The sequence below is a fragment of the Acidipila rosea genome (assembly GCF_004339725.1).
Classification (GTDB): domain Bacteria; phylum Acidobacteriota; class Terriglobia; order Terriglobales; family Acidobacteriaceae; genus Acidipila; species Acidipila rosea.
On the sequence record NZ_SMGK01000003.1, the window covers coordinates 156,534 to 177,227 of the forward strand.

The following is a 20,694-nucleotide window of genomic DNA, read 5'->3' on the forward strand; positions in this document are numbered from 1 at the left end:
CAATGCAGTATGCAAGGCCCGCCGGTCTGTGACTCATCTTCAAACTAACATAGCAACCGCTGTTTAGTCGGCACTGGTCTGGCGGCGCGGACGACGGTTGGCCTGTAGTACCTTCTTGCGCAGGCGCAACGACTTCGGCGTGACCTCGACCAGTTCGTCCTCGGCGATAAACTCGATTGCCTGCTCCAGGTTCATCGCCTTGTGGGGCACCAGCCGCAGTGCATCGTCTGCGGAAGAGGCGCGCATATTTGTCAGCTTCTTTTCGCGGACGACATTGACGTCGAGGTCATTATCACGCGAGTGTTCGCCGACGATCATGCCCTCGTAAACCTCGACACCGGAGGTTACAAAGAGAACGCCACGATCCTGCAGGCCGTTGAGGGCATAGGTAGTGGTTGGGCCGGAGCGGTCGGAGATCAGCGCGCCGGTCGGCCGCTGCGGGATATCGCCCTGGTGCGGCATGTAGCCGTCGAAGAGCGAGTTCATGATGATGGTGCCGCGGGTTTCGGTGAGCAGCTCGCTGCGCAGGCCAATCAGGCCGCGGCTGGGCACGCGGAACTCAAGGCGTACGCGGCCGTAGCCGTGGTTGTGCATCTTGACCATCTCGCCCTTGCGGGGCCCGAGGCGTTCAATGACGGTTCCGACGAAGTTCTCAGGGATATCGATCGTCAGGTGCTCGACTGGCTCCATCAGCTTGCCGTCAATGGTGCGGGTGACGATCTCGGGCCGTCCCACCATCAACTCAAAGCCTTCGCGGCGCATCATTTCGATCAGAATTGCGAGCTGCAGTTCGCCGCGGCCGAGCACCTTGAAGCTGTCCGGGCTGCCCGTATCCTCAACGCGGATGGAAACGTTGGTGAGCAGTTCCTTGTCGAGGCGCTCGCGAAGATTGCGTGAGGTGACGTACTGGCCTTCGCGGCCTGCCATCGGCGAGTTGTTGACCGACATCTGCATGGCGATCGTCGGCTCATCGATCACAATCGGAGGCAGCGGCGCCGGGTTGTCGATGCCGGTGATGGTTTCACCGATGGTGATGCCGGTGACCCCGGCAATGGCTACGATGTCGCCGAGTTCGGTCACTTCGATATCTGTACGCTTGAGACCGCTGAAGCTGAACAGCTTGGTGATTTTGGTCTTCTCAAGCTTGCCGTCAAGCTTGGAGATGTAGACCTCTTCGCCGGAGCGCAGCGTGCCGTTGAAGACGCGCGCGATGGCAAGGCGCCCGAGATAGTCGGAGTAGTCGAGGTTGGTGACCAGAATCTGCATCGCGCCGTTGGCATCGCCTTTGGCAGGTGGCACGGTCTTGACGATGGTCTCGAAAAGGGGCTGAAGGTCGGTTCCCGGAACAGCAAGGTCGGTCGTTGCAATGCCAAGCTTGCCGTTGGTGTAGAGCACGGGAAACTCGAGCTGCTCTTCCGAAGCGTCGAGATCGATGAAAAGGTCATAGACCTCGTTCAACACTTCCTGGGGACGCGCATCGGGACGGTCAATCTTGTTGACTGTCAGGATGACGGGCAGCTTCGCTTCGAGCGCCTTGGAGAGCACATAACGGGTCTGCGGCAGCGGGCCTTCGGATGCGTCCACCAGCAGCATGACCGCGTCGACCATCTTCAGTGCGCGCTCGACCTCGCCGCCGAAATCAGCGTGGCCCGGCGTATCGACGATGTTGATCTTGAGGTCGTGGTAAAAGATCGCGGTATTTTTGGCGAGAATCGTGATGCCGCGCTCGCGCTCGAGGTCGTTGGAGTCCATCACGCGGTCGGCGACGGCCTCGTTGGCGCGGAAGGTTCCGCTCTGCTTCAGCATGGCGTCTACCAGGGTCGTCTTACCGTGGTCGACGTGGGCGATGATGGCGATATTACGGATTACGGTGCTCACAGGCGCGGTTTTTCCTTGTCGGCTGTTGGCGGAGCTTCGCACTCACTGGGAGTAGCTGAAGTTCCGCTTATTATTTATGAGGAGTATCAAGTGAAGGCTGCCGGGCTGGCTCATCCAGAGGCTGGCAGCAGAGTCTCTCGTGTTCCCTTTACCAGTTTAGCAGCCGCAAGGCAACGTCGCCTTATGGCGAAGCGTCTGGAAAGAGTGGATGCACTTAAGTAAGGGTCAACTGCATCGTGAGAGGAACGACAATGAAATGGATTATCTGCGCCGCTGCCGCAGCTTTTTGCGCTCTGCCAGCGGCTTCCTTTGCCCAGGAAACCACCACCCATGTAATTCAGATGACAGCGGCCTCGGGCGTGCTTACCAAGACACTCGACGCTAAGAAGACGAAGCAGGACGACCCGGTCATGATCAAGCTCGATAAGGAAGTGAAGCTGGATGGCGGCGCAACGCTGCCCAAGGATACACTGCTTGCCGGCAAGGTCGATCAGGTGCAGATGTCTGAAAACAAAGGCCAATCAACCATTGAAATCACCCTGGACCACGCCCAGATGAAGGACGGTAAAACCGTACCCGTCAAGGCGACGGTCGTCCAGATCGCCCGCCCCCTCAACGTGATGGGCATATCCCAGCAGGGCAACAATCCCAACAGCGCAGGACCCATGCCTGCTCCATCGCCGTCAGGCGCTGGCCCCGGGAATGCCCAGCCCGGCGCCATGCCGAACCCTGGCGCTATGCCCGTTCAAGTGAAGGATGAGAGCGGTTACCACGGTGTCACGCTGAAATCAGATATTCACGATAAAACTTCGGGAACCTTCAGCGATCAGAAGCGGAACGTCCACCTGTCCTCCGGCACCCGGCTGGAGCTGGCCATCGCGCCAGCCCTGCCAGACTCCTCGCAATAGTAGAGCAGTAGCTGGATCGATGTGCAGAAAAGCCCATGCCTCTTTTTTAGAGACATGGGCTTTTTCTTTTGACCCCTCACCTCGCTCAACCGCCCAGCGCGGTGGAGACTGAGGAACCCTTTGGTGAGCCGAGGCCGGTGCATGCATCCCAGCCGGAGCCGGCTGAGAAGCTGCCGTTGTTGCCCTGCGTTATGTCATGAAAGGCATTAGGGTTCTGGTAGAGCGTCGGATTCGTGAAGCCCACCGGCGAGCCCTTCTGCTGGTTGATAAGCGCGATCAAGGCAGCCCAGAGCGGAGCTACCGCGCTCGTCCCGCCGACGACCTGCTGCTGACCCTGGAAGTAGATGTTGTAGCCGGTCGACGGCGCCGCATCGCCTGCTACATCAGGAACGCCGCGTCTGCCACTGCCTGACGGCGCGGGCACTCCTGCATTCGCCTGCCAGGAGGGCAACGCAAAAACTCCGCTCACTCCGCCGCCGGTTGCTCCACCGCCGCTGGCCTGATCGTTCCAGACCACCTCAGCGGCAATGCTGCTGCCGCTGGCGGTGAGCTGGGTTCCGCCGCAGGCCAGAACGTGCGGGCTCGATGCCGGGAAGTCGACAGTATCGCTCCCGGTGCCGTCGGTCGATCCATTATCGCCGGAGGCCACTGTGATGGTTACGCCCAGCGCTCCGGCAGACTGGCAGGCATCATCCAGCGCCGTCAGTGAGGATTGTGACCAGCTCGACTCGGGGCCACCCCAGCTGATTGAGATTACCGAAGGCTTGTTGGTCGTGTCGTGAACGGCCGTCGTGATCGCGTCGGTAAATCCCTGATCTGTATTGGGGGTGAAGTAGACGGCGATCTTCGCTCCCGGAGCGATGGCGCCGGCCACCTCAATGTCCAGGGCGACCTCACCGTCGGCCTGGCCGCCGGGCGCATTGGTGCCGCCGTCCACCGAGACGGACGTGACCGTGGGAGTCGCGAGGCCGACAGAGCCGAAGTACGTCTGCAGGTCGCTGGCGCTGTAGCCCCCGCCCAGCTCGATGATGCCTATGCACTGACCGCTGCCGTCCACGCCTGTGGGGTAGCTATAGAGCTTCGCCACCTGCATCGGCGTAAAGCTCCGGGCCGCAGCGGCCTGCCTAGGGTCCAGGATACGCATGTGGGAGCGGGCCACCGGCCGCGCGTCGAGACCCAGCACAGCCTGAATGATTTCCGCATGGGCGCTGGGCAGGTGGATCGTTCCCCGATAGGCGTGGAAATGTTCCTTTCGTTCGTGGCCTTCATATTCTTCGAGTTGGACGCCAAAGGCCTTTTCCATCGCCTCCACGGTGCCCCGCAGCACAATCGTGCGTCGCGGAAGACTGCTGGCAGCCTCATCCACCGAAAGGCCGTTACGCTCGGCAAAGGCACGGATTTCGGCAAACTCCTCCGGATCGGCTCCGTAATCGCGGTTGAATTCCTCATGAGAAAGGATGCGGCCACCCAGCGAAGGCAGGTCGAGCGGCTTTCGGCGACGGACGATGACGGAGACGCTCATCATCTTCTCGGGAGACATGCGGCCTACCATGTGGGCAGCCAACGGTGCTTCGTGCAGTGTTTTAGGCAGGGTAACGCGGGAGGAGTTTTCATCGGCGGGAAGAGTCATCGGGTTTACCTCACTCATTCTGAGACGCAATTCAGGCGAAATGGATTGATTCCTGTTTTGGATGCAGTATGAATGCTGCACTGGCTCACTTTGCATCCCAAAAGCGCAGGAGGCGGGAAAGATGAACAGAAAAGCCGCAGGATCGGCCATGACAAAGACGCTGGCAGCGCTCGGCGCGGGGGCGCTGGTGTTGCAGGGAGTTCGCCTCGGCATGGAGGTTTTCGGTCCATCGCGACCCTATCACCTGGAAAGCTGCGAACTGCCTCCGATCGATTCGCCGGAGTTTTTAGGGCGCATGGCCTGCGTTACCGACGCGGCGCTCGATCGCGATGGCCGCTTTACCGTTTTGCGGAATGGCGCCATCTTCTATCCGGCTGAGCTGGCCGCAATCGATCAGGCAAAGCACGCAATCAACCTGCAGGCTTACGAATTCCAGGAAGGAGACTTTACCCGCGAACTCCTACGGCGCCTCACCGCCTGCGCCCGCCGCGGGATTCAGGTGCGGGTGTTGATCGACTTTATCGGCAGCTACAAACTGGGCAGGGACTACTTCCGTGGACTGACAGAAGCTGGGGGGCACTTCGCCTGGTATCACCCGATTGACCTTAAGCAATGGCCGTATTTCGACCATCGCAGTCATCGTAAGTTGCTGACGATCGACGGGAGCACAGGCTTCATTGGCGGAGCCGACTACGCCGATCACTGGATTGAATGCGAGCAAGGCAAGCTCCCGTGGCGGGACACCGTATTCAAGGTGGAGGGCGGTCTTGTGAGCGCTCTCAACGCGACCTTTTCCCAGAACTGGGTCGAGTCGACGGGCGAAATACTTTTCAGTAGCGATCATTTCCCGGCCGGGGCCTCTGCGGGCGAGACCACCGGCATGGTCGTGATGGGCCGTCCCGGTTATGGCACGTCCAGCGTGCGGGTGCTCTTCCAGGCGCTGCTTGACTCTGCCCGGTCGAGCATAAAGATAACTACGCCATATTTCCTTCCTGACCGCAGTGCCCGCCATGCCTTGATGCGCGCTGCCGGGCGCGGAGTGAATGTGGAGATCCTCACCGCAGGCCGCGATACGGATCATGCCTCGGTGCGCAGATTGAGCGAGGCGATGAGCGTCAAGCTGATTCGCTCCGGCGTCGCGATCTATGAGTACCAGCCCTCCATGATCCATGCGAAGCTGATGACCGTCGATGGAGTGTGGTCCATCTGCGGATCAACAAATTTCGATCACAGGTCATTCTCTCTGAACGACGAGGTGAACCTGGCCATCCGCGACCGTGCAATTACCGAGACGCTCGAAGAGCAGTTCCAGGAAGATCTCGCACGAAGCAGGCGAGTCACACGGGAGACCCTCCGCAGGCAAGGCATAAGCGGGAAGATATTTGCCGATGTCGGATGGGTGCTGCGGCGGGAAGAGTGAACATTCTCTCTTCCCGCTGCCTGCTCGAGGCTACTTCAGGCGAAAAGTGCGAAGCATCTGCTCATAGGTGGGCCGCAGAGCTGGAAAGTCCCGGGAGGGGGCGACGAAAACCAGATAGCTCAGGGAGCCGTCCGGCCGTTTCACTGTTACCAGCCAATCGTGCTCGGCACTCCCGTTTACAGGAGAGCCGGTAGGGTTTTCGAGCTCGACGCTCTTGCCCGCTACCTGGTTGATCAGTACGTCTTCTACTGATCCTGCTGGTTTCATTCCCTGGTTCTGCTGCTCGAGTGTAGCCACCAGTTGATCGGTTGCGCTAGCGAGGTCGGCGCCCTGCTTCGGCTGGTAGAGATCGACAATCGCTCCGTAGGCCACATTGCCGTTCACCAAGCCATCCTGGGGTGCAACCGTCACTCCATTTCCGGGGCCGTCGAAGATGCGCCAGTTATCAGGATAGGAAACTGAAAAGGCGGTATCGCTCAGGCTCTTCCACGCGCCGCTTGGCTTGAAGTCGATGGGCTGCAACTGCTGCTGCGCCTGTGGCTGGCCAGGACTCTGCTTTTTCCATACTCCGGAAGCGATATCCTTGGCCGAATAGCCATGCATGGGGCTGACAAGCTTCGAGATCCTCTTGAACTGCGCTGATGTCTTGACATAGGTCGTTCGCGGCGGCAGGCTCGCTATCTCCTGATCGACATACTCGGTGCGGTTACCCGGATTAGGGTGATCGCTCAGGAACTGGGATCCGCCATTGCCGTATTTAGCCTGGATCGTCTCAAAGAACTGCGGCAACCCGCGCGGATCGTAGCCTGCGTCGTAGAGGATGTCTACCCCCAGCAGGTCAGCCTGCTTCTCGTCTTCCCTCGACATCTTGAGATAAGTAAGGCCCGCGATTGCGCCGATACCCTGCTGGGCCAGCGCTCCGGCATAGCCGGGCGCCAGAATGCCAGCCCCTAGCTGTGCGAGGCCCCACCATACCGCCCGGCCACGCTGCTTGGTGATGTTGCAGGTGGAGTGACGCAGCACGACGTGAGAGATTTCGTGCGCCATGACGCCAGCGAGCTGCGCCTCCGTATTTGCCGCCTGAATGGTTCCCAGGTTGATGAAGACAGGGCCGCCCGGCAAGGCAAAGGCGTTGATGTCAGAAGCATTGACCACGTGGAACTGAAACGGCCACTTGTAGCCGGGAGCAAATTTGACGAGCCTGGCGCCGAGCTGCTGGACGTACTGCGAAACAGGACTCGCATCCGGCAGCACAGGCATTGTCTTATAGACCTGCGCCATCGCCTTTCTGCCTTCGGCGATCTCCTGTTCCTGACTGAAGGAGTTCTTGCAGGGCTCAGGTGGCTGAAAGCGGGCAAAGGCGGGCGCAGTTGCACCCAGCAACAGAAGCAGAAAGAGAATCGGGGAAAGGCGTTTCATTTTTGGAGCCACTCTATTCATGGGGTTCAGTGCCGCTACTCCTGCCGTGCAATGACGCCAAGATCGGTGAGGCCGTTGACGAAGAACTGCATGGCAAGCGCGACCAGCAGGAGACCCATGATGCGGACAAGAATCCTGATGCCGGTTTCGCCCAGCAGCCGGCGCAGCCTGTCTGCGCCATTCAGTACGCCATAGCTGGCAAAGGCAGTGAGCGCGATGGAGCCGAGAATCGCAAACATCTGCCAGTGATTGGGCGCCTGCCCCACCAGCACCATCACGCTTGAGATAGCGCCCGGCCCGGCCAGCATCGGAATACCGAGGGGTACGATGCCTGCATCCTCTTTCGCGGCAGCTTCCTCGGTTTCATCGGTCGACTCCTGCGTGGGCGAGCGCTTTGCCTCAAGCATGTCAATGCCGATCAGCAAAAGGATGAGGCCGCCCGCAATCTCAAACGCCGGCAGCGTGATGCCGAACATGCGAAAGATAAGTCTCCCGGCCAGCGCAAACGAGCTGAGCACGATGAAACAGGTCAGGGAGGCCTTGCGGGCCATGCGCTTACGGCGCTGCGCGTCTGCGCCGGAGGTGATCGCGATGAAGGAGGGAATAGCGGCGAAGGGATCGACAAGAAAGAATATCGAACTCAACGCCAGCACGGAGAACCGCACATAAGTCGAGTGCAGTCCATGCAAGGCGGCGCTGGCAGGCGAGATCATGTGTTCTTACTTATCGCATTCCCCACTTGAGCGGTCAAACGGATATGTTTGCGGAGCATAACCTGTTCTCTTTCAGCAGATTAATGCCGTTTGACACAAGCCTCAGTGTCAAAATTTCGCCGTGGAAGGAAAACACTTCCCGATGAGAAATGGTTGCCTCAGTACATGCCATCTAACTCCTTTACTATCTTGATCTTACATATTTCATCAGTTTGGTCTGCCGTGTGCTTTTCCTTACTTCCGTGGCGCGTGACAGTTCGCTTTCGGTTGAGTCGTGCGCCCCGAAAGGATTTGGTTCATACACATGCGCGCCGGAATGTCGAATGAGAAGTCATCGCAAACTAAGGTGGTTCTCGGCAGTGACAATAGACTCGCGAGTGCAATCGCCAACGTGCTGGAAGACGCCGGATACAGCGTAGATGTGGTGGCAGACTATGAAGAAGCTGCAAGGCTTTGGCAGCGCGAACGCCACCACCTGGTTCTCCTCGAGATATCGCACCATCAATCGCTGGAACGGGCAGTGAACATAGCCTTGCGGGTCAAGCAGCAGGATGCGACTCAGTTTGTTGGTTACCTCACCGATAGAAATTTACACACGAGCAGTCTGGCCGGGGATGTAGTGCTGCCCCGCGATGCGGCTAGTCTTACCCTTGCCCTTAAGACCCTGCGGGCGCTCACTTTTAGCGGTGCAAGGGGCTGACGAAAGAAGCCAGCCTCGCAGCAGTGCGGATATACTGGTGGGTTGTTAAGCATAAGGAGTTACCAACCGCATGCCCATTCAGCCCACCAGTAAAATCTGGCACAACGGCAATTTAATCCCCTGGGAAAAAGCCACTATTCACGTTATGAGCCATGTCGTTCACTATGGCTCGTCTGTCTTCGAGGGCATCCGGTGCTATGGCCAGCCGCAGGGCGCGGCCGTCTTCAGGCTGCCTGAGCACATGCAGCGGCTCATCGACTCAGCAAAGATTTACCGGATGACACTGCCCTACTCCCTTGAGCAGCTCTGCTCTGCCACGGTGGACCTCATCGAGGCGAACGGCATTGCTCCCTGCTATATCCGGCCCATTGCTATCCGGGGTTATGGTGAGATTGGAGTCAATCCCAAGGGTTCGCCGACGGAAGTTTATATCTCAAATTTTCCATGGGGTAAGTATGTACCCGGCGATCAGGGAGCGGATGTCTGCATCTCGTCCTGGAATCGCCTCGCACCCAACACCATGCCATCGCTCGCGAAGGCTGGCGCCAACTACATGAACTCGCAGCTTATCCGCATGGAGGCTGACATCAATGGTTACGCTGAAGGCATCGCTCTCGATGTGAATGGCTATCTCTCTGAGGGCTCGGGCGAGAATCTCTTCATCGTGCGCAATGGCGTGCTCTATACCTCGCCTCTTGCGAATTCTGTGCTTTCGGGCATTACGCGTGACTCTGTACTCACCCTGGCGCGCCACTTCGGAATTCCGGTGGTCGAGCAGGCAATGCCGCGCGAGCTCCTGTACATCGCGGATGAGGCATTCTTTACAGGAACCGCCGCTGAAGTGACTCCTATCCGTTCAGTCGATCGCATTATGGTCGCCGATGGCAATCCGGGCCCCTTGACGAAACAGCTTGCCGATGAATTCTTCGGCATCGCGAACGGACTCAGACCTGATCGCTTTGGATGGTTGACGCCCGTGAAGGTGAATGCAGAGCAGCCAGTCACGGTCTAGCTGGAACGATCTGCGAGGGGGATTCAGCGACAACTGAATCCCCTTTATTTTTGGCGGTTGAACTACGAGGAGAAAGAAAGAATGAGCGCAGTCCGAACCATAGCTTCTTTAGTTGACGACATCGATCAACGGATCGCCCGGCAGCACCTGCTTTCGCATCCGTTTTACCAGGCATGGTCGCGGGGTGAACTCTCCCGCGCTGCCCTCAGCGATTACGCCGCCCAGTACTACCATCATGTTGCAGCCTTTCCGACCTATCTGTCGGCGGTACATGCGCAGACTACCGATCCTCTCGTCCGGCGCCAGATCCTGAGCAATCTGATCGACGAAGAAGCCGGAGATCCCAATCACCCCGAACTCTGGCTGCGCTTTGCCGAGAGCCTTGGGCTCGATGCGGCAAGTGTCCAGGCGGGCGACATGTGGCCTGCGACAAAGTCGCTCATCGAGCGCTTTCGCGTCTGCTGCAGCGAACGCGGCACTACTGCAGGCCTGGCTGCGCTCTATGCCTACGAGAGCCAGATTCCCGCTGTGTCAGAGAAAAAGATCGACGGGCTCAAGCAGTTCTACGGCTTCAAGGATCCTGCCGATTACCAGTATTTCTCCGTGCATATTGAAGCTGACCAGGAACATGCCGCGGTCGAACGGCAGCAGCTTGAACGCATAGCGAGCGAGCAGGATGTTGCAGCAGTGCACCAGTCTGCGCAGGAAGTGCTCGATGGTCTCTATGGACTCTTGAGCGCGGTTTGCGAGAGGCATTCCATCCAGTAATCTTCAGCACCCACACTTGCGTATCCGGTGTGGGTGCATCCGCTCTCCCGCATACAACGGTGATTACGCTCTCTTCGCGGGAGTCTCACTGGCAGAGCCTGCTCCGCTCCTGGTGTCGCCTGACGCAGGCTTATTTTCTTTTACTGGCGGGGCGACGCCGCTTTGCCTACTCCAGCCGGGCAGCACCTCATTGCCGGTAATGAGGCGAGCGCCGCGCTTGAAGAAGAAATAATTCCACCCCCAGGAAAACATCACGGCGATCCGGTTGCGAAATCCAATCAGGAAAAAAATGTGAATTGTGAGCCACGTTAACCAGGCCGGGAAGCCGCCCCAGTGCGCCTTGAAGGGCCATTTAATCTGCGCTACCGCAGACATGCGTCCGATGGTTGCCATGTCGCCTTTATCGAAGTAGCGGAAGGCAGTGCGCCTGCGCCCATCCAGATCTGCGCGAACCATTCGGCCTACGTGGTCGCCCATTTGCATGGCAGGCTGCGCGACACCCGGCACCTGTTTGCCGTCCTGGGTGAAATGGGCAAGATCCCCACAGACAAAAATCTCCGGATGCCCCGCTGGATTCAGCGTTTCGTTCACCATGACACAGCCACGCCTGTCAGTCTCGACCCCCAGCAGTTTGCCCAGCGGCGAGGCCTGCACTCCCGCGCCCCAGAGGGTCACGACGGAATCGATGCGCTGCTCCCCGATCATGACGTACCCGGGTTTCACATCTGAGACCTGCATCCCGGTGTGGACCTCGACGCCAAGCCGCGTCAGTTCCTCCATTGCCTTTAGGGAAAGATCATCCGGGTAGGAGGGCAGGATGCGCGGGCCGCCCTCAAGCAACAGCACCCGGGCCTTGGTTGGGTCAATGTGGCGGAAATCGTGGCGCATGTAAATGCGTGAAATATCAGCAATCGCACCAGCCAGTTCGACTCCCGTTGGGCCGCCTCCGATCACCACGAAGTTGAGTGGAGGATGAGTGCCCGTCTCCAGCATCTGCCGTTCGGCCAGCTCGAAGGCGAGCAGCACGCGGCGGCGAATCTCCGTCGCATCTTCCACTGTCTTGAGCCCCGGAGCTGCCTCCTCCCAATCATTGTGGCCGAAGTAGGAATGCGTAGAGCCAGTAGCCAGCACCAGATAGTCGTAGTCCATCGCAGCGCCGCTCTTGAAGAAGACGCGATGCTCCTCGAGATTGAAGTTGATGGCCTCATCCATCAACACCTCTACATTGCTCTTGCCGCTGAAGATGGTCCGAATCGGCGTAGCGATATCAGCCGGAGAGAGTACGGCCAGCGCAACCTGGTAGAGAAGCGGCTGAAAGGTGTGGTGGTTGCGGCGATCAATGATGCTGATGTCGACAGGAAGGTCCAGGAGCCCCTTCACCGCATGGATACCGGCGAAACCGCCTCCCAGCACAACCACGCGCGGCCGCCGGCCTGCTTCAATCGCCGGAATTCTTACTGCGCCATTGCCTGTTGCCGCCATCGAGTCTTCTCCTCTGAAAATCTCTGCCGAATCCGCACTTTGCGCGTGGCGCTACAACGAGAGATGCACATTGCCGTCCTGAGGTTCAGGGATGTTGGTCAATCTGGATCAACATCGTCGCAACATTTCCGGTGACGGCGAGCACATCAAGACGTGTGGGCTGCCTTGTGCCGGTGATGCGACCGGATAGAGCCGGTTGAGTGCAGCCACATCGTCGGTGCGCAGCCGGTTGGCGTCCGGCATGCACGAGCTCAGCATGGAGGTGCACAGCCGCTCGATGGGGTGCATTAGCGGCCAGCCTGCGAGGCCATCCTCAGTGATGCTGCCGCTCGCGAACATCTGCTCGTTGGCCTGCGACCAGTCGAGGCCAAGAATTCGGCCAAAGCCGCGAATCATCTTGTACTGGAGGGTCGGAAGCTCATCCACCGTCTGCGCGCAGAGGCCATTCACCAGCATCAGAGCGTGCACGATGCTTCCATTGGTGGCTATTTTGTCGATCTGGGTGAGGACGGCGGACTTCGCGCATCCGGAAGGTAAGCTTGCGCCCGTGCCGTATATCGCATTGATAACTGAGCCATCCGCATCATAGATCACGCCGGCCGGCGCTGATTCATGAGAAGAAACTAAGACACGAAAATCCCGTGGTTCCAGTGCGGGAAGCGGTGAATACGGCTTCCCGTTTCGGGAACGGAAACATTAGAAAATTCTTGGCGTAAAGATTTGCTAAATCTCAGGGAAGAAATCAAAAAATGCATCGATGCTCTGCTTCAGCTGCGCCTCTATCTGCTCGCGGCTGCCTTCGAGAAGGTGCATGGTCACACGTGCGGAGTTGCCGTTCTTCAGTTCAATGGGGGCTTCGCCGACTGCTGCGATCTCATCCGAGGGCAACAGTCGCAATCCGTAAACAAGAGTCAGGTTTGCCATGGCCAACATCTTATCCCTGTCGGAGCGGGTAGCGTGCAGCGTCCGGCCATTTACAATCGAAAGCGAACGCTCTTATGTCAGAAACTATTCGCGATACCGTCATTCTAGGCTCCGGCTGTGCGGGGCTTACGGCAGCCATCTACTCGGCTCGTGCCAACCTGAACCCGCTGGTCCTGGAAGGCCATGAACCGGGTGGACAGCTCTCCATCACGACCCTGGTGGAGAACTTTCCCGGTTGGCCGGAAGGCATTCAAGGTCCGCAGCTTATTGAAAACATGAAGCTGCAGGCGGCTCGCTTTGGCGCCGAATACAAGATGGCGCACCTGGTTTCGGTTGATCTCTCCAAGCGGCCTTTTGCTCTGAACCTGGGCCGGGAAACGGTCCATACCCGGACGCTGATTATCGCCACCGGGGCATCGGCTCGCTGGCTGGGCTTGCCTTCCGAGCAGGCGCTGATTGGCCACGGTGTGAGTTCCTGCGCGACCTGCGACGGGTTTTTCTTCTCCGGCAAGGAGATAGCCGTCGTCGGCGGCGGCGATTCCGCGATGGAAGAGGCGCTGTTTCTCACGCGCTTCGCTACCAAGGTGACCATCATCCATCGCAGCGGTCAGTTCCGCGCCTCCAAGATCATGCTCGAACGCGCGATGGCGCATGCCAGCATCCAGTTCCTGACCAACACGATCGTTGAGGAAGTGCTGGGCGTCGAGCAGAAGGAAGTCAGCGGTCTGCGGCTTCGCGACCGCATCAATGGAGTGGAGTCGGTGCTGCCGGTGAGCGGGCTTTTCCTCGGCATCGGTCACGAGCCGAACGCGAAGATGTTCACCGGCCAGATTGACCTCGATGACGATGGCTATGTGAAGACCCACGATTACGTCTTCACCCGCGTCCCCGGCGTCTTCGCCTGCGGGGACGTGCAGGACCGCCGCTACCGTCAGGCGATTACCGCGGCCGGCTCCGGCTGCGCCGCGGCACTTGAAGTTGAGAAGTACCTGGAAGAGCACGGCCGATAACGACAGAGTTCATCTCGCCTCGCCGCGTCAGCGACGAGGCGGGATGATCCAAGTCATTCGTTCTCGCCGTCTGCCTCGATAAATTCCCACCATAGCTCCGTCACCTGCGCACCGAGTCCATTGGTGATGCGGTTGGTGGCGTCTTCGACCTGCTTCATCAAGCCGGAAAGATAATCGCGCGAGCGCGAAATGGCGACGACGCCGAGTGTTGCGGACTGCCAGGTAACAGCCTCATCCATTTCCGCAATGGAGATGTTGAAGCCGTGGCCCAGCTTTTCCTTCAGGCTGCGCACTACTTGGCGGCGATCTTTCAAGGACGCCGCATTCTCGATGCGCAGTTCAATGGTCATGGCGGCAATGGGCATCTACGAACCAGCCGTGATCTTGTCTGTCTCCTTGGACATCTTTGCGGTGCGCTCCAGCTTGTCCCAGGCGAAGGGGCGCCCATCGATAGCGCGCTTGATCGTCTTGAAAAGCACCAGCGAGAAGAGCTGCCGGTAGGCAAAGCGCTGCAGCCAGATGTGAAAGAGCAGCCAGCCGTCACCTTTGTTGGCAGGGTGCCTGCGCTCCAGGGAGAAGGCGAGCGTGGATGTAACGAAGTCGATGACCAGGAATGCAAGGAAGTAGGTCAGCAGCTTCTCAAAGCTGGCGGCGCTGGCTGCTTCCGGGTGGAAGTGACGATCCCAGAGATACTGCACCGTGCCTGCTATAAACATCAGGTCGATGAAAGGCGAGACGAGCGGCAGCAGTATCTGGAAGATGAGAATATTCGGCAGTGCGAACAGGCCCATTGCGCGGTTTGTCCTGAAGGCATGCTTGTGCTTGAAGACAGCCTGCAGAATGCCGAAGGACCAGCGGAAGCGCTGGCGCATGAGACCATTTGCCGTGACAGGAGCCTCGGTAAAGGCCAGGGCGCGATCTTCATAGATGACCTTGTATCCCTGCTCGAGCAGGTTCATGGTCAGATCAGCATCTTCGGCGACCGTGTTGATCGGGTAGCATCCACCCTTCACCACGGCTGATGTGCGCCATGCGCCGATCGCGCCTGGCACAACCGTGACGATGTTGAAGAGGTCGAGCGCGCGCCGTTCAAAGTTCTGGCTGGTGATGTATTCGAGCGCCTGCCAGCGTGTCCACAGGTTGACCTTGTTGCCCACCTTGGCGTTGCCTGCGACAGCTCCGATCTTTGGATCGGCGAAGTGGCAGACGAGCTTCGAGATTGCGTCCGGAGCGATGACGGTATCGGCATCGATGCCGACGTAGAACTCTTCCTCAAGCTGGCGAACAGCGTAATTGAGCGCCTCGGCCTTGCCTGCATTCTGCTTGCTCAGAACGGTGACGTAGCCGGAGGCAATCTCCGCAGCGTATGCCTCGCGCGCAACCGCGACGGTACGATCTTTTGAGCCGTCATCGATGACGATGATGCGGAGATTTTTGTAGTCCGAGTTCATCACCGAGCGCACCGTACGCACGATGACCTTCTCTTCGTTATAGGCAGGAATGAGCACGGCCACCCGCGGTTCAAACTTGCCGGGGAGGATTTTTCTCCTGCGCAGGCGGTCGATCAGCGCGAAGATGCCGACGAGGATCAGTCGCGCGCTCATCAGTACATCGCCGATGTAGAAAATATCGACGACGAAATTTCTGAAGAACGAAATCACGAAGAAGGCGACTGCATCGACGCGCGCCGGCCAGCGCATTCTGGGCGAGATCGGCGGCATGACCTCGGCAGTTGTCTTACCCATCAGCTCTGAGACGGGCACAATCTGGTAGCCCTTGGATCGCAGCGTGGTGATGAGCATCGGCAGCGCAGCCACGGTTGCAGAGCGGTCGCCACCGCCGTCGTGCATCAGGATGATGCTGCCGCGCTTCCACGAGGCATTTGGATCCTGCATTGCGGCGAGCGAGCTGAGAACCGCGTTGGTGATCTCCTGCGGCGATTTGCGCGGATGCTCGTTCCAGTCGTCGGTGTCGATCTTGTTGCCGATGATGGTGTAGCCCATCTGCTGAATGCGATAGGCAGGCGCGGCCTGGTCGTTAGTGTCAGGCTCCTGGTCGATCGAGTAAGGAGGCCGGAAATAGAGTGGCTGCAGGCCGAGTTCGGCGGCAAAGAGCCGCTCCGTCAGGTTTAGCTCCAGCTCCAGCTGGCGCTGCGAGATTTCACTGATGTCCGGATGCGTGAAGGTGTGATTGCCGATCTCGTGGCCTTCACGCACATAACGCTTGAGCAGTCCAATGTTGTCTTCTGCCTGCGACCCGATGACCATGAACGTGGCCTTGACGTCGTACTTCTTCAATACATCAAGAATTTTCGGAGTCCACGTCGGGTCCGGACCATCGTCAAAGCTCAGCGCTACCTTCTTCGGACTGTAGCCATACTGGCGAATGGAATACGACGCCGGGAGCGCCGTCATGTGTTCGTCAGTGATGGTGAAGTTATCCGAGTCCATGTCCACAGTGCGGGAGCCCGAATGAGGCTTCGACACGATGCGCAGGATGTCGCCCTCACCATCCGTATTTACATCGTTGCCGGGCGGCACATTTTTGAGCAGCTGCGGCGCGTCCTTGCTGCCCGGGTGATCCCAGACAGACCAGAGCGAGCCATCCTCTTCGCCCAGACGCCAGAGCGCAAAGGTACGCAGGCCCATCTGCCGTGCGGCGCGCAGTTCGTTGAGCGCTGTAACGCCGTCGAGGAACCACACCTGGTGGCGCACATGCGCGTCTTCATCGTCATAGGCGAAGTGAGCGTTCAGCTCATCACCCTCAAGGTGTACATCCGCATCCGAGTCCGCCGCCCGCTGCCATGCCTCCTGCACGGTAAGGTCGTCGACATCGAGCGCCTTCTGTGAGGCGGGTTTGCCTTTCTCCGGCAGTGGCACGGACCAGTCATAGCCATAGTTGCCGATGGCGCAGATCAGCTTCTCTTTCGGAACAACTGTCAGTACACGGGTCAGGTTGCCCTCGAACCAGTCCTCGGCTGCGATGGGGCCCGGACCGCTCGACTCCTCATGCTGGTCATAGTTCATGAGGATGATGCCGTCGCTGTTATTCGCAATGGCCCTCAGGGTCGCATCCTCGGCGCTCACCTGCATGTTTACGTAGAGGCGCAGATTCTTTGCATGGAAGTCGTGGTAGATCTCGCCGATCCACTCTGCGTAGAGCTTCTGGTCCTTGTCCGGCACTTCTTCAAAATCGAGCGCGATGCCACGGTAGCTGGGAGAAGCGTAGAGAAACTTGTCGAGCTGATGGTGCAGTGCCTCTCGCGCTTGCCGGTCTTCGAGCATCCTGCCGATCACATCTCCGTTCCACGTGCCGGAGACAGTGTCGTAGTCATTGAGCATGGGAAAGATCTCGGTGCTTTCCTTGGCCGCTTCAATGACGTGATGTACGCGATTCTGGGGATCGATGCCGTGGACGCCATTCTGATCGACCACATCGTAGAACTGCACAGGGGCAAGGGAAGTTGCAGCCCGCAGTTTGCCGTCAGGCGAGATGACGTGCAGCCAGTCCGGAAAGAGCATATCGATCTGGTGGATATGCGCCTTCAAGGAAGAATAGCTGGGCTCATCGTTGACATAGAAAGCGGCGCGGACGCCCTCATCCTGATTCAGAACAATATCGGACGGCCTGCGGCGGCCACGGCGCGAGGTCTGCCGCGCGAGGCTCTTCTTCAGGTCCGTCTGTCTCTCACGCAGCGCGCGGTAGTTGCGCTTCTGCGATGGCAGCAGCAACTCCGGCAGCGTCTGCTTCTTCACAACACTGAAAAAGAAAACGACCAGCACAATTGTCGATACGACGGCCGTCACGTCAAAAATGCGCCTCAGACGCTTCCAGCGCTTTCGCTGCGGATCGTAGAAAACCTGCTTCATTTGCCCCCGGGCACCTTGATTAAACCCTATGAATAGGGTACTAGACGGCCACTTTGAAGTCGCCTTGATATGATTCATTTCCATGCGGGAGCGGCTTTCACATAAGGGTTGGACAGTCTTGCTCCTGGCAATGGCCGTCGGAGCGGCCTTGCGGCTCTGGTTCATCCACGCCTATCCCGAGGTGCAGGGCGACCCCCTGGTCTACGGCGATATTGCCAAAAACTGGCTGCTGCATGGCGTTTATGGTCTCAGCAGTGGAGGCCAGGTGCGGCCTACGCTCATACGCCTGCCGGGCTATCCCTTTTTTCTTGTGGGCTGCTTCCGCCTCTTCGGCGTCGAGCACTACCGCGCGGTGATGTTCGTGCAGACAGTGGTCGACCTCGCGAGCTGCCTGCTCATCGCGGATTTTGCCCGCCGCATCGTCTCAGAACGGGCAGGATGGATCGCCCTCTGGCTCGCCGTGGTGTGTCCTTTCACCGCCAACTACGCCGCTGTGCCGCTCACTGAAACGCTGGAGCTGTTTACGATTGCGCTGGCCTTCGACCTCTTCGCGCAATGGATGGAGAAGCCGCGTTGGGGCACGCTGCTGGGGATCGCGCTGGCGTGGAGCTACGCCGCCCTGCTGCGGCCTGACGGTGCTCTGCTCGCTATCACGCTTTGCCCGGCCATGGTCTGGTATGGCCACAGGCGCTGGGGTGCTGGCCGCGTTGTACGGCTTGCCGCCGTCGCGGGCGCGATCTCCATTCTTCCTTTTATCCCGTGGACCATCCGCAACTGGCGGACCTTTCGAGTCTTTGAACCTCTCGCCCCCCGCTATGCGATGGATCCGGGCGAGTTTACCGATCCGGGCTTCAACCGCTGGACAAAGAGTGTCTGTGTCGATCTGACCTGCACCTGGGAGATCTACTGGAACGCGAACAGCGACGTGCTGCAGCTGTCGGACCTGCCTTCGCGAGCCTTTGATACGCCTGAGGAATATCGGCAGACCAGGCAACTGCTCGACGACTACAACACCAGGACAACGCTGACCCCGGCGCTCGATGCGCGCTTTGCAGAGCTTGCCGCAGCACGCATTGAGCGTCATCCCTTGCGCTACTACATCGCACTTCCCCTGGCGAGGCTGGCCGATATGTGGCTGCGGCCGCGAACGGAGCTGCTGTGGATCGAGCTGCGCTGGTGGGAGTACAGCCATCACCATGCGGAGACAGTGTTTGCCCTGGCCTATGCGGGGCTCAACCTGGCCTACCTGGTGCTGGGGTTGATTGGACTCTTCCGATGGCCGCGCTTTGCCGGGGCGATGCTGTTTTTTGTGCTGCTAAGGTGTGCGCTGCTCGCGACGATCGAAGCGCCCGAGCCCCGCTATACGCTTGAGTGCTTTCCGCTGGTGATCGCGCTGGCAGGTGCGGCTTTCGAGCGGCAGCGAACTGCGCGCCTCCCCCACTGACACCTGTCTGATAAGGTCGGATGCTTCAGCGCCATTTACACTTCCTCTTTACACTCCTGATGGTTGAAGGAAGCTGAATGAATCCACTCTATGCCGCAGTGATCGGCGCCATTGTGCTCGCGCTGCTGACGGTTTCCCTTACCCGTGCCGGCAAAGTCAAAACCAAGGCCGACTATCTGCTCGCGGGCCGCTCCCTGCCTGCCTTCGTCCTGGTGTTCACGCTGCTTTCCTCGTGGATCGGCTCCGGCTCGCTGCTTGGCGGCGCGGAGAATGCCTATAAAAACGGACTCGTGGCGCTATGGCAGGCGGCAGGCGGCTGGGCCGGACTGCTGCTGATCTACTTCATCGCACCGCGCGCGCGGAAGTTTGCGCAGTTCACCATTCCTGACCTGCTTGAGGCACGCTACAACCAGACGGCGCGCGTGCTGGGAGTAATTGCCATCCTCTTCGCTTACACCGCCATTGCGAGCTATCAGCTCATCGGGGGTGGCGACATACTGAATCTGATCTTCCCGACGGTCATCTCGCCCGACCTGGGCAAGTACATCATCGCCGCCTTCGTCATTGTCTTCACCGCCATTGCCGGCATGGCCTCGGTGGCCTACATGGATGTTGTTATCGGCATGCTGGCGACCATCACCATGCTGGTTGCGCTGCCCGTACTGATGCACTCCGTGGGCGGCTGGAGCAGCTTTCATCATGCGCTCCCGGCGTCCCATTTTCAGCCGATCGGCAACTATGGCCTGCTCCCCGCCATGGAGCTTTTTCTACCTACCTGCCTGCTGATGCTAGGCAACCAGGCGATGTACCAGAAATTTTTCTCTGCCAAGTCTGAGCGCGATGCGAGACGCGCCGTCGTGGGCTGGATCGTCGGTACCGTAATTCTTGAGACGGTAATCGTGCTGCTCGCGATGCTGGGCCACGTCTTCGCGCTGCGCAATCACCAGACGCCCTTCCCGCGGGAGATTATTTCCTTCACCGCTCTTCACGATCTCCCTTCGATACTCGGCGCGCTGCTGATGGGCGCGGTCTTCGCGAAGATTCTTTCCACCGCCAACAACTTCCTCTTTTCACCCGCTACCAATTTGGTCAACGATATCTTCGCCCGCTATATAGCGCCGAATGCGTCCAATAAGCGGATATTGATTGTGTCGCGACTGATGGTGGCGCTGCTGGGCATCTGGGCGCTTTACCAGGCGCTGCACACCGGCTCTGTCCTTCAAAAGACGCTCTATGCCTACACGATTTATGCTGCTGCGCTGACCCCGGTCATTCTTGCAGCGTTCTATTCTCGCCGCGCCAACTCGGCGGGCGCCGTGAGCGCGATTGCCGCAGGCACCGTCATCACGGTTTTCTGGGATACAGATCTAGTGCACCGGCATCTGCCCCCCATCATTGCCCAGCGGGACGCCATTTTCCCCGCGCTTTTGGCTGCGCTGCTCTGCCTGATTGTGGTGAGTGCTCTTACCAGGCCTCCACGCCCGGAGCAGGTAGCACGCTTCCTGCCGTGATCGGGG

17 protein-coding genes are annotated in these 20,694 nt (G+C 59.1%); 8 read left to right on the top strand and 9 right to left on the bottom strand.

Going from position 1 to position 20,694, the window contains the following annotated elements:
* Nucleotides 1-63 precede the first annotated feature (63 nt).
* Nucleotides 64-1,878 carry a translational GTPase TypA gene (typA, locus tag C7378_RS10675; RefSeq protein ID WP_131996104.1) on the bottom strand — a complete coding sequence of 605 codons (1,815 nt, stop codon included), beginning with the start codon at nucleotides 1,876-1,878 and terminating at the stop codon, nucleotides 64-66.
* Between the two features lie 251 nt (nucleotides 1,879-2,129).
* Between typA and C7378_RS10680 the strand changes: the two genes are divergently transcribed.
* On the top strand, nucleotides 2,130-2,786 hold the full coding sequence (locus C7378_RS10680; RefSeq protein ID WP_131996107.1) for a hypothetical protein: 657 nt from the start codon (nucleotides 2,130-2,132) through the stop codon (nucleotides 2,784-2,786).
* Nucleotides 2,787-2,871: 85 nt separating this feature from the next.
* On the opposite strand, the gene C7378_RS10685 is transcribed toward C7378_RS10680, so the two are convergent.
* Nucleotides 2,872-4,434 carry a S53 family peptidase gene (locus C7378_RS10685; protein WP_243648193.1) on the bottom strand — a complete coding sequence of 521 codons (1,563 nt, stop codon included), beginning with the start codon at nucleotides 4,432-4,434 and terminating at the stop codon, nucleotides 2,872-2,874.
* Between the two features lie 103 nt (nucleotides 4,435-4,537).
* Between C7378_RS10685 and C7378_RS10690 the strand changes: the two genes are divergently transcribed.
* Complete coding sequence (locus tag C7378_RS10690) at nucleotides 4,538-5,836, top strand: phospholipase D-like domain-containing protein (RefSeq protein ID WP_165876757.1); 1,299 nt, start codon at nucleotides 4,538-4,540, stop codon at nucleotides 5,834-5,836.
* Nucleotides 5,837-5,866: 30 nt separating this feature from the next.
* On the opposite strand, the gene C7378_RS10695 is transcribed toward C7378_RS10690, so the two are convergent.
* Entirely contained in the window at nucleotides 5,867-7,255 is a 1,389-nt protein-coding gene (locus C7378_RS10695) for a M48 family metallopeptidase (RefSeq protein ID WP_131996113.1), read from the bottom strand.
* A gap of 35 nt (nucleotides 7,256-7,290) precedes the next feature.
* On the bottom strand, nucleotides 7,291-7,968 hold the full coding sequence (locus C7378_RS10700) for a MarC family protein (RefSeq protein ID WP_131996116.1): 678 nt from the start codon (nucleotides 7,966-7,968) through the stop codon (nucleotides 7,291-7,293).
* 304 nt (nucleotides 7,969-8,272) lie between these two features.
* Here C7378_RS10700 and C7378_RS10705 point away from each other — a divergent pair, with 304 nt between their 5' ends.
* The 3 genes from C7378_RS10705 (at nucleotide 8,273) to C7378_RS10715 (ending at nucleotide 10,448) form a co-directional block, all read left to right on the top strand.
* Complete coding sequence (locus C7378_RS10705) at nucleotides 8,273-8,668, top strand: response regulator (protein ID WP_165876758.1); 396 nt, start codon at nucleotides 8,273-8,275, stop codon at nucleotides 8,666-8,668.
* Nucleotides 8,669-8,738: 70 nt separating this feature from the next.
* Complete coding sequence (locus tag C7378_RS10710; protein ID WP_131996122.1) at nucleotides 8,739-9,680, top strand: branched-chain amino acid transaminase; 942 nt, start codon at nucleotides 8,739-8,741, stop codon at nucleotides 9,678-9,680.
* 81 nt (nucleotides 9,681-9,761) lie between these two features.
* Nucleotides 9,762-10,448, top strand: a complete 687-nt coding sequence (locus C7378_RS10715) for a CADD family putative folate metabolism protein (RefSeq protein WP_131996125.1) — start codon at nucleotides 9,762-9,764, stop codon at nucleotides 10,446-10,448.
* Nucleotides 10,449-10,511: 63 nt separating this feature from the next.
* Here C7378_RS10715 and C7378_RS10720 read toward each other — a convergent pair whose 3' ends face one another.
* The 3 genes from C7378_RS10720 to C7378_RS10730 all read right to left on the bottom strand — a co-directional run bounded on the left by C7378_RS10720 (nucleotide 10,512) and on the right by C7378_RS10730 (nucleotide 12,854).
* Nucleotides 10,512-11,930 carry an NAD(P)/FAD-dependent oxidoreductase gene (locus tag C7378_RS10720; RefSeq protein WP_131996128.1) on the bottom strand — a complete coding sequence of 473 codons (1,419 nt, stop codon included), beginning with the start codon at nucleotides 11,928-11,930 and terminating at the stop codon, nucleotides 10,512-10,514.
* Nucleotides 11,931-12,038: 108 nt separating this feature from the next.
* Nucleotides 12,039-12,524, bottom strand: a complete 486-nt coding sequence (locus C7378_RS10725; RefSeq protein ID WP_131996131.1) for a hypothetical protein — start codon at nucleotides 12,522-12,524, stop codon at nucleotides 12,039-12,041.
* A gap of 129 nt (nucleotides 12,525-12,653) precedes the next feature.
* Nucleotides 12,654-12,854 carry an allantoinase gene (locus C7378_RS10730; RefSeq protein WP_131996134.1) on the bottom strand — a complete coding sequence of 67 codons (201 nt, stop codon included), beginning with the start codon at nucleotides 12,852-12,854 and terminating at the stop codon, nucleotides 12,654-12,656.
* Nucleotides 12,855-12,928: 74 nt separating this feature from the next.
* Here C7378_RS10730 and trxB point away from each other — a divergent pair, with 74 nt between their 5' ends.
* Nucleotides 12,929-13,864: a thioredoxin-disulfide reductase gene (gene trxB, locus C7378_RS10735; protein WP_131996137.1), complete on the top strand. Its 936-nt coding sequence runs from the start codon at nucleotides 12,929-12,931 to the stop codon at nucleotides 13,862-13,864.
* Between the two features lie 53 nt (nucleotides 13,865-13,917).
* Here the strand turns inward: trxB and C7378_RS10740 are convergent, their stop codons facing one another.
* Both C7378_RS10740 and C7378_RS10745 read right to left on the bottom strand, forming a co-directional pair.
* Nucleotides 13,918-14,229: a DUF503 domain-containing protein gene (locus tag C7378_RS10740; RefSeq protein ID WP_131996140.1), complete on the bottom strand. Its 312-nt coding sequence runs from the start codon at nucleotides 14,227-14,229 to the stop codon at nucleotides 13,918-13,920.
* Nucleotides 14,230-17,733: a trifunctional glycoside hydrolase family 18/polysaccharide deacetylase/glycosyltransferase family 2 protein gene (locus tag C7378_RS10745; RefSeq protein ID WP_131996143.1), complete on the bottom strand. Its 3,504-nt coding sequence runs from the start codon at nucleotides 17,731-17,733 to the stop codon at nucleotides 14,230-14,232.
* Between the two features lie 130 nt (nucleotides 17,734-17,863).
* Here C7378_RS10745 and C7378_RS10750 point away from each other — a divergent pair, with 130 nt between their 5' ends.
* Together C7378_RS10750 and C7378_RS10755 are read left to right on the top strand one after the other, a co-directional pair.
* The gene (locus C7378_RS10750) at nucleotides 17,864-19,177 is read left to right on the top strand and encodes an ArnT family glycosyltransferase (protein ID WP_243648194.1); all 1,314 of its coding nucleotides are present in this window, start codon (nucleotides 17,864-17,866) and stop codon (nucleotides 19,175-19,177) included.
* Between the two features lie 77 nt (nucleotides 19,178-19,254).
* Complete coding sequence (locus C7378_RS10755; protein ID WP_131996149.1) at nucleotides 19,255-20,688, top strand: sodium:solute symporter family protein; 1,434 nt, start codon at nucleotides 19,255-19,257, stop codon at nucleotides 20,686-20,688.
* Nucleotides 20,689-20,694 lie beyond the last annotated feature (6 nt).

Excerpts from the sequence above, each read along its gene's own strand:
- C7378_RS10680 (WP_131996107.1), top strand. The coding sequence starts at position 2,130 with ATGAAATGGATTATCTGCGCCGCTGCCGCAGCTTTTTGCGCTCTGCCA.
- trxB (WP_131996137.1), top strand. The coding sequence starts at position 12,929 with ATGTCAGAAACTATTCGCGATACCGTCATTCTAGGCTCCGGCTGTGCG.
- C7378_RS10750 (WP_243648194.1), top strand. The coding sequence starts at position 17,864 with ATGGCCGTCGGAGCGGCCTTGCGGCTCTGGTTCATCCACGCCTATCCC.
- C7378_RS10710 (WP_131996122.1), top strand. The coding sequence starts at position 8,739 with ATGCCCATTCAGCCCACCAGTAAAATCTGGCACAACGGCAATTTAATC.
- C7378_RS10700 (WP_131996116.1), bottom strand. The coding sequence starts at position 7,968 with ATGATCTCGCCTGCCAGCGCCGCCTTGCATGGACTGCACTCGACTTAT.
- C7378_RS10695 (WP_131996113.1), bottom strand. The coding sequence starts at position 7,255 with ATGAAACGCCTTTCCCCGATTCTCTTTCTGCTTCTGTTGCTGGGTGCA.
- C7378_RS10685 (WP_243648193.1), bottom strand. The coding sequence starts at position 4,434 with ATGAGTGAGGTAAACCCGATGACTCTTCCCGCCGATGAAAACTCCTCC.
- C7378_RS10720 (WP_131996128.1), bottom strand. The coding sequence starts at position 11,930 with ATGGCGGCAACAGGCAATGGCGCAGTAAGAATTCCGGCGATTGAAGCA.
- C7378_RS10715 (WP_131996125.1), top strand. The coding sequence starts at position 9,762 with ATGAGCGCAGTCCGAACCATAGCTTCTTTAGTTGACGACATCGATCAA.
- C7378_RS10705 (WP_165876758.1), top strand. The coding sequence starts at position 8,273 with ATGCGCGCCGGAATGTCGAATGAGAAGTCATCGCAAACTAAGGTGGTT.
- C7378_RS10730 (WP_131996134.1), bottom strand. The coding sequence starts at position 12,854 with ATGGCAAACCTGACTCTTGTTTACGGATTGCGACTGTTGCCCTCGGAT.
- C7378_RS10745 (WP_131996143.1), bottom strand. The coding sequence starts at position 17,733 with ATGAAGCAGGTTTTCTACGATCCGCAGCGAAAGCGCTGGAAGCGTCTG.
- C7378_RS10755 (WP_131996149.1), top strand. The coding sequence starts at position 19,255 with ATGAATCCACTCTATGCCGCAGTGATCGGCGCCATTGTGCTCGCGCTG.
- C7378_RS10740 (WP_131996140.1), bottom strand. The coding sequence starts at position 14,229 with ATGCCCATTGCCGCCATGACCATTGAACTGCGCATCGAGAATGCGGCG.
- C7378_RS10690 (WP_165876757.1), top strand. The coding sequence starts at position 4,538 with ATGAACAGAAAAGCCGCAGGATCGGCCATGACAAAGACGCTGGCAGCG.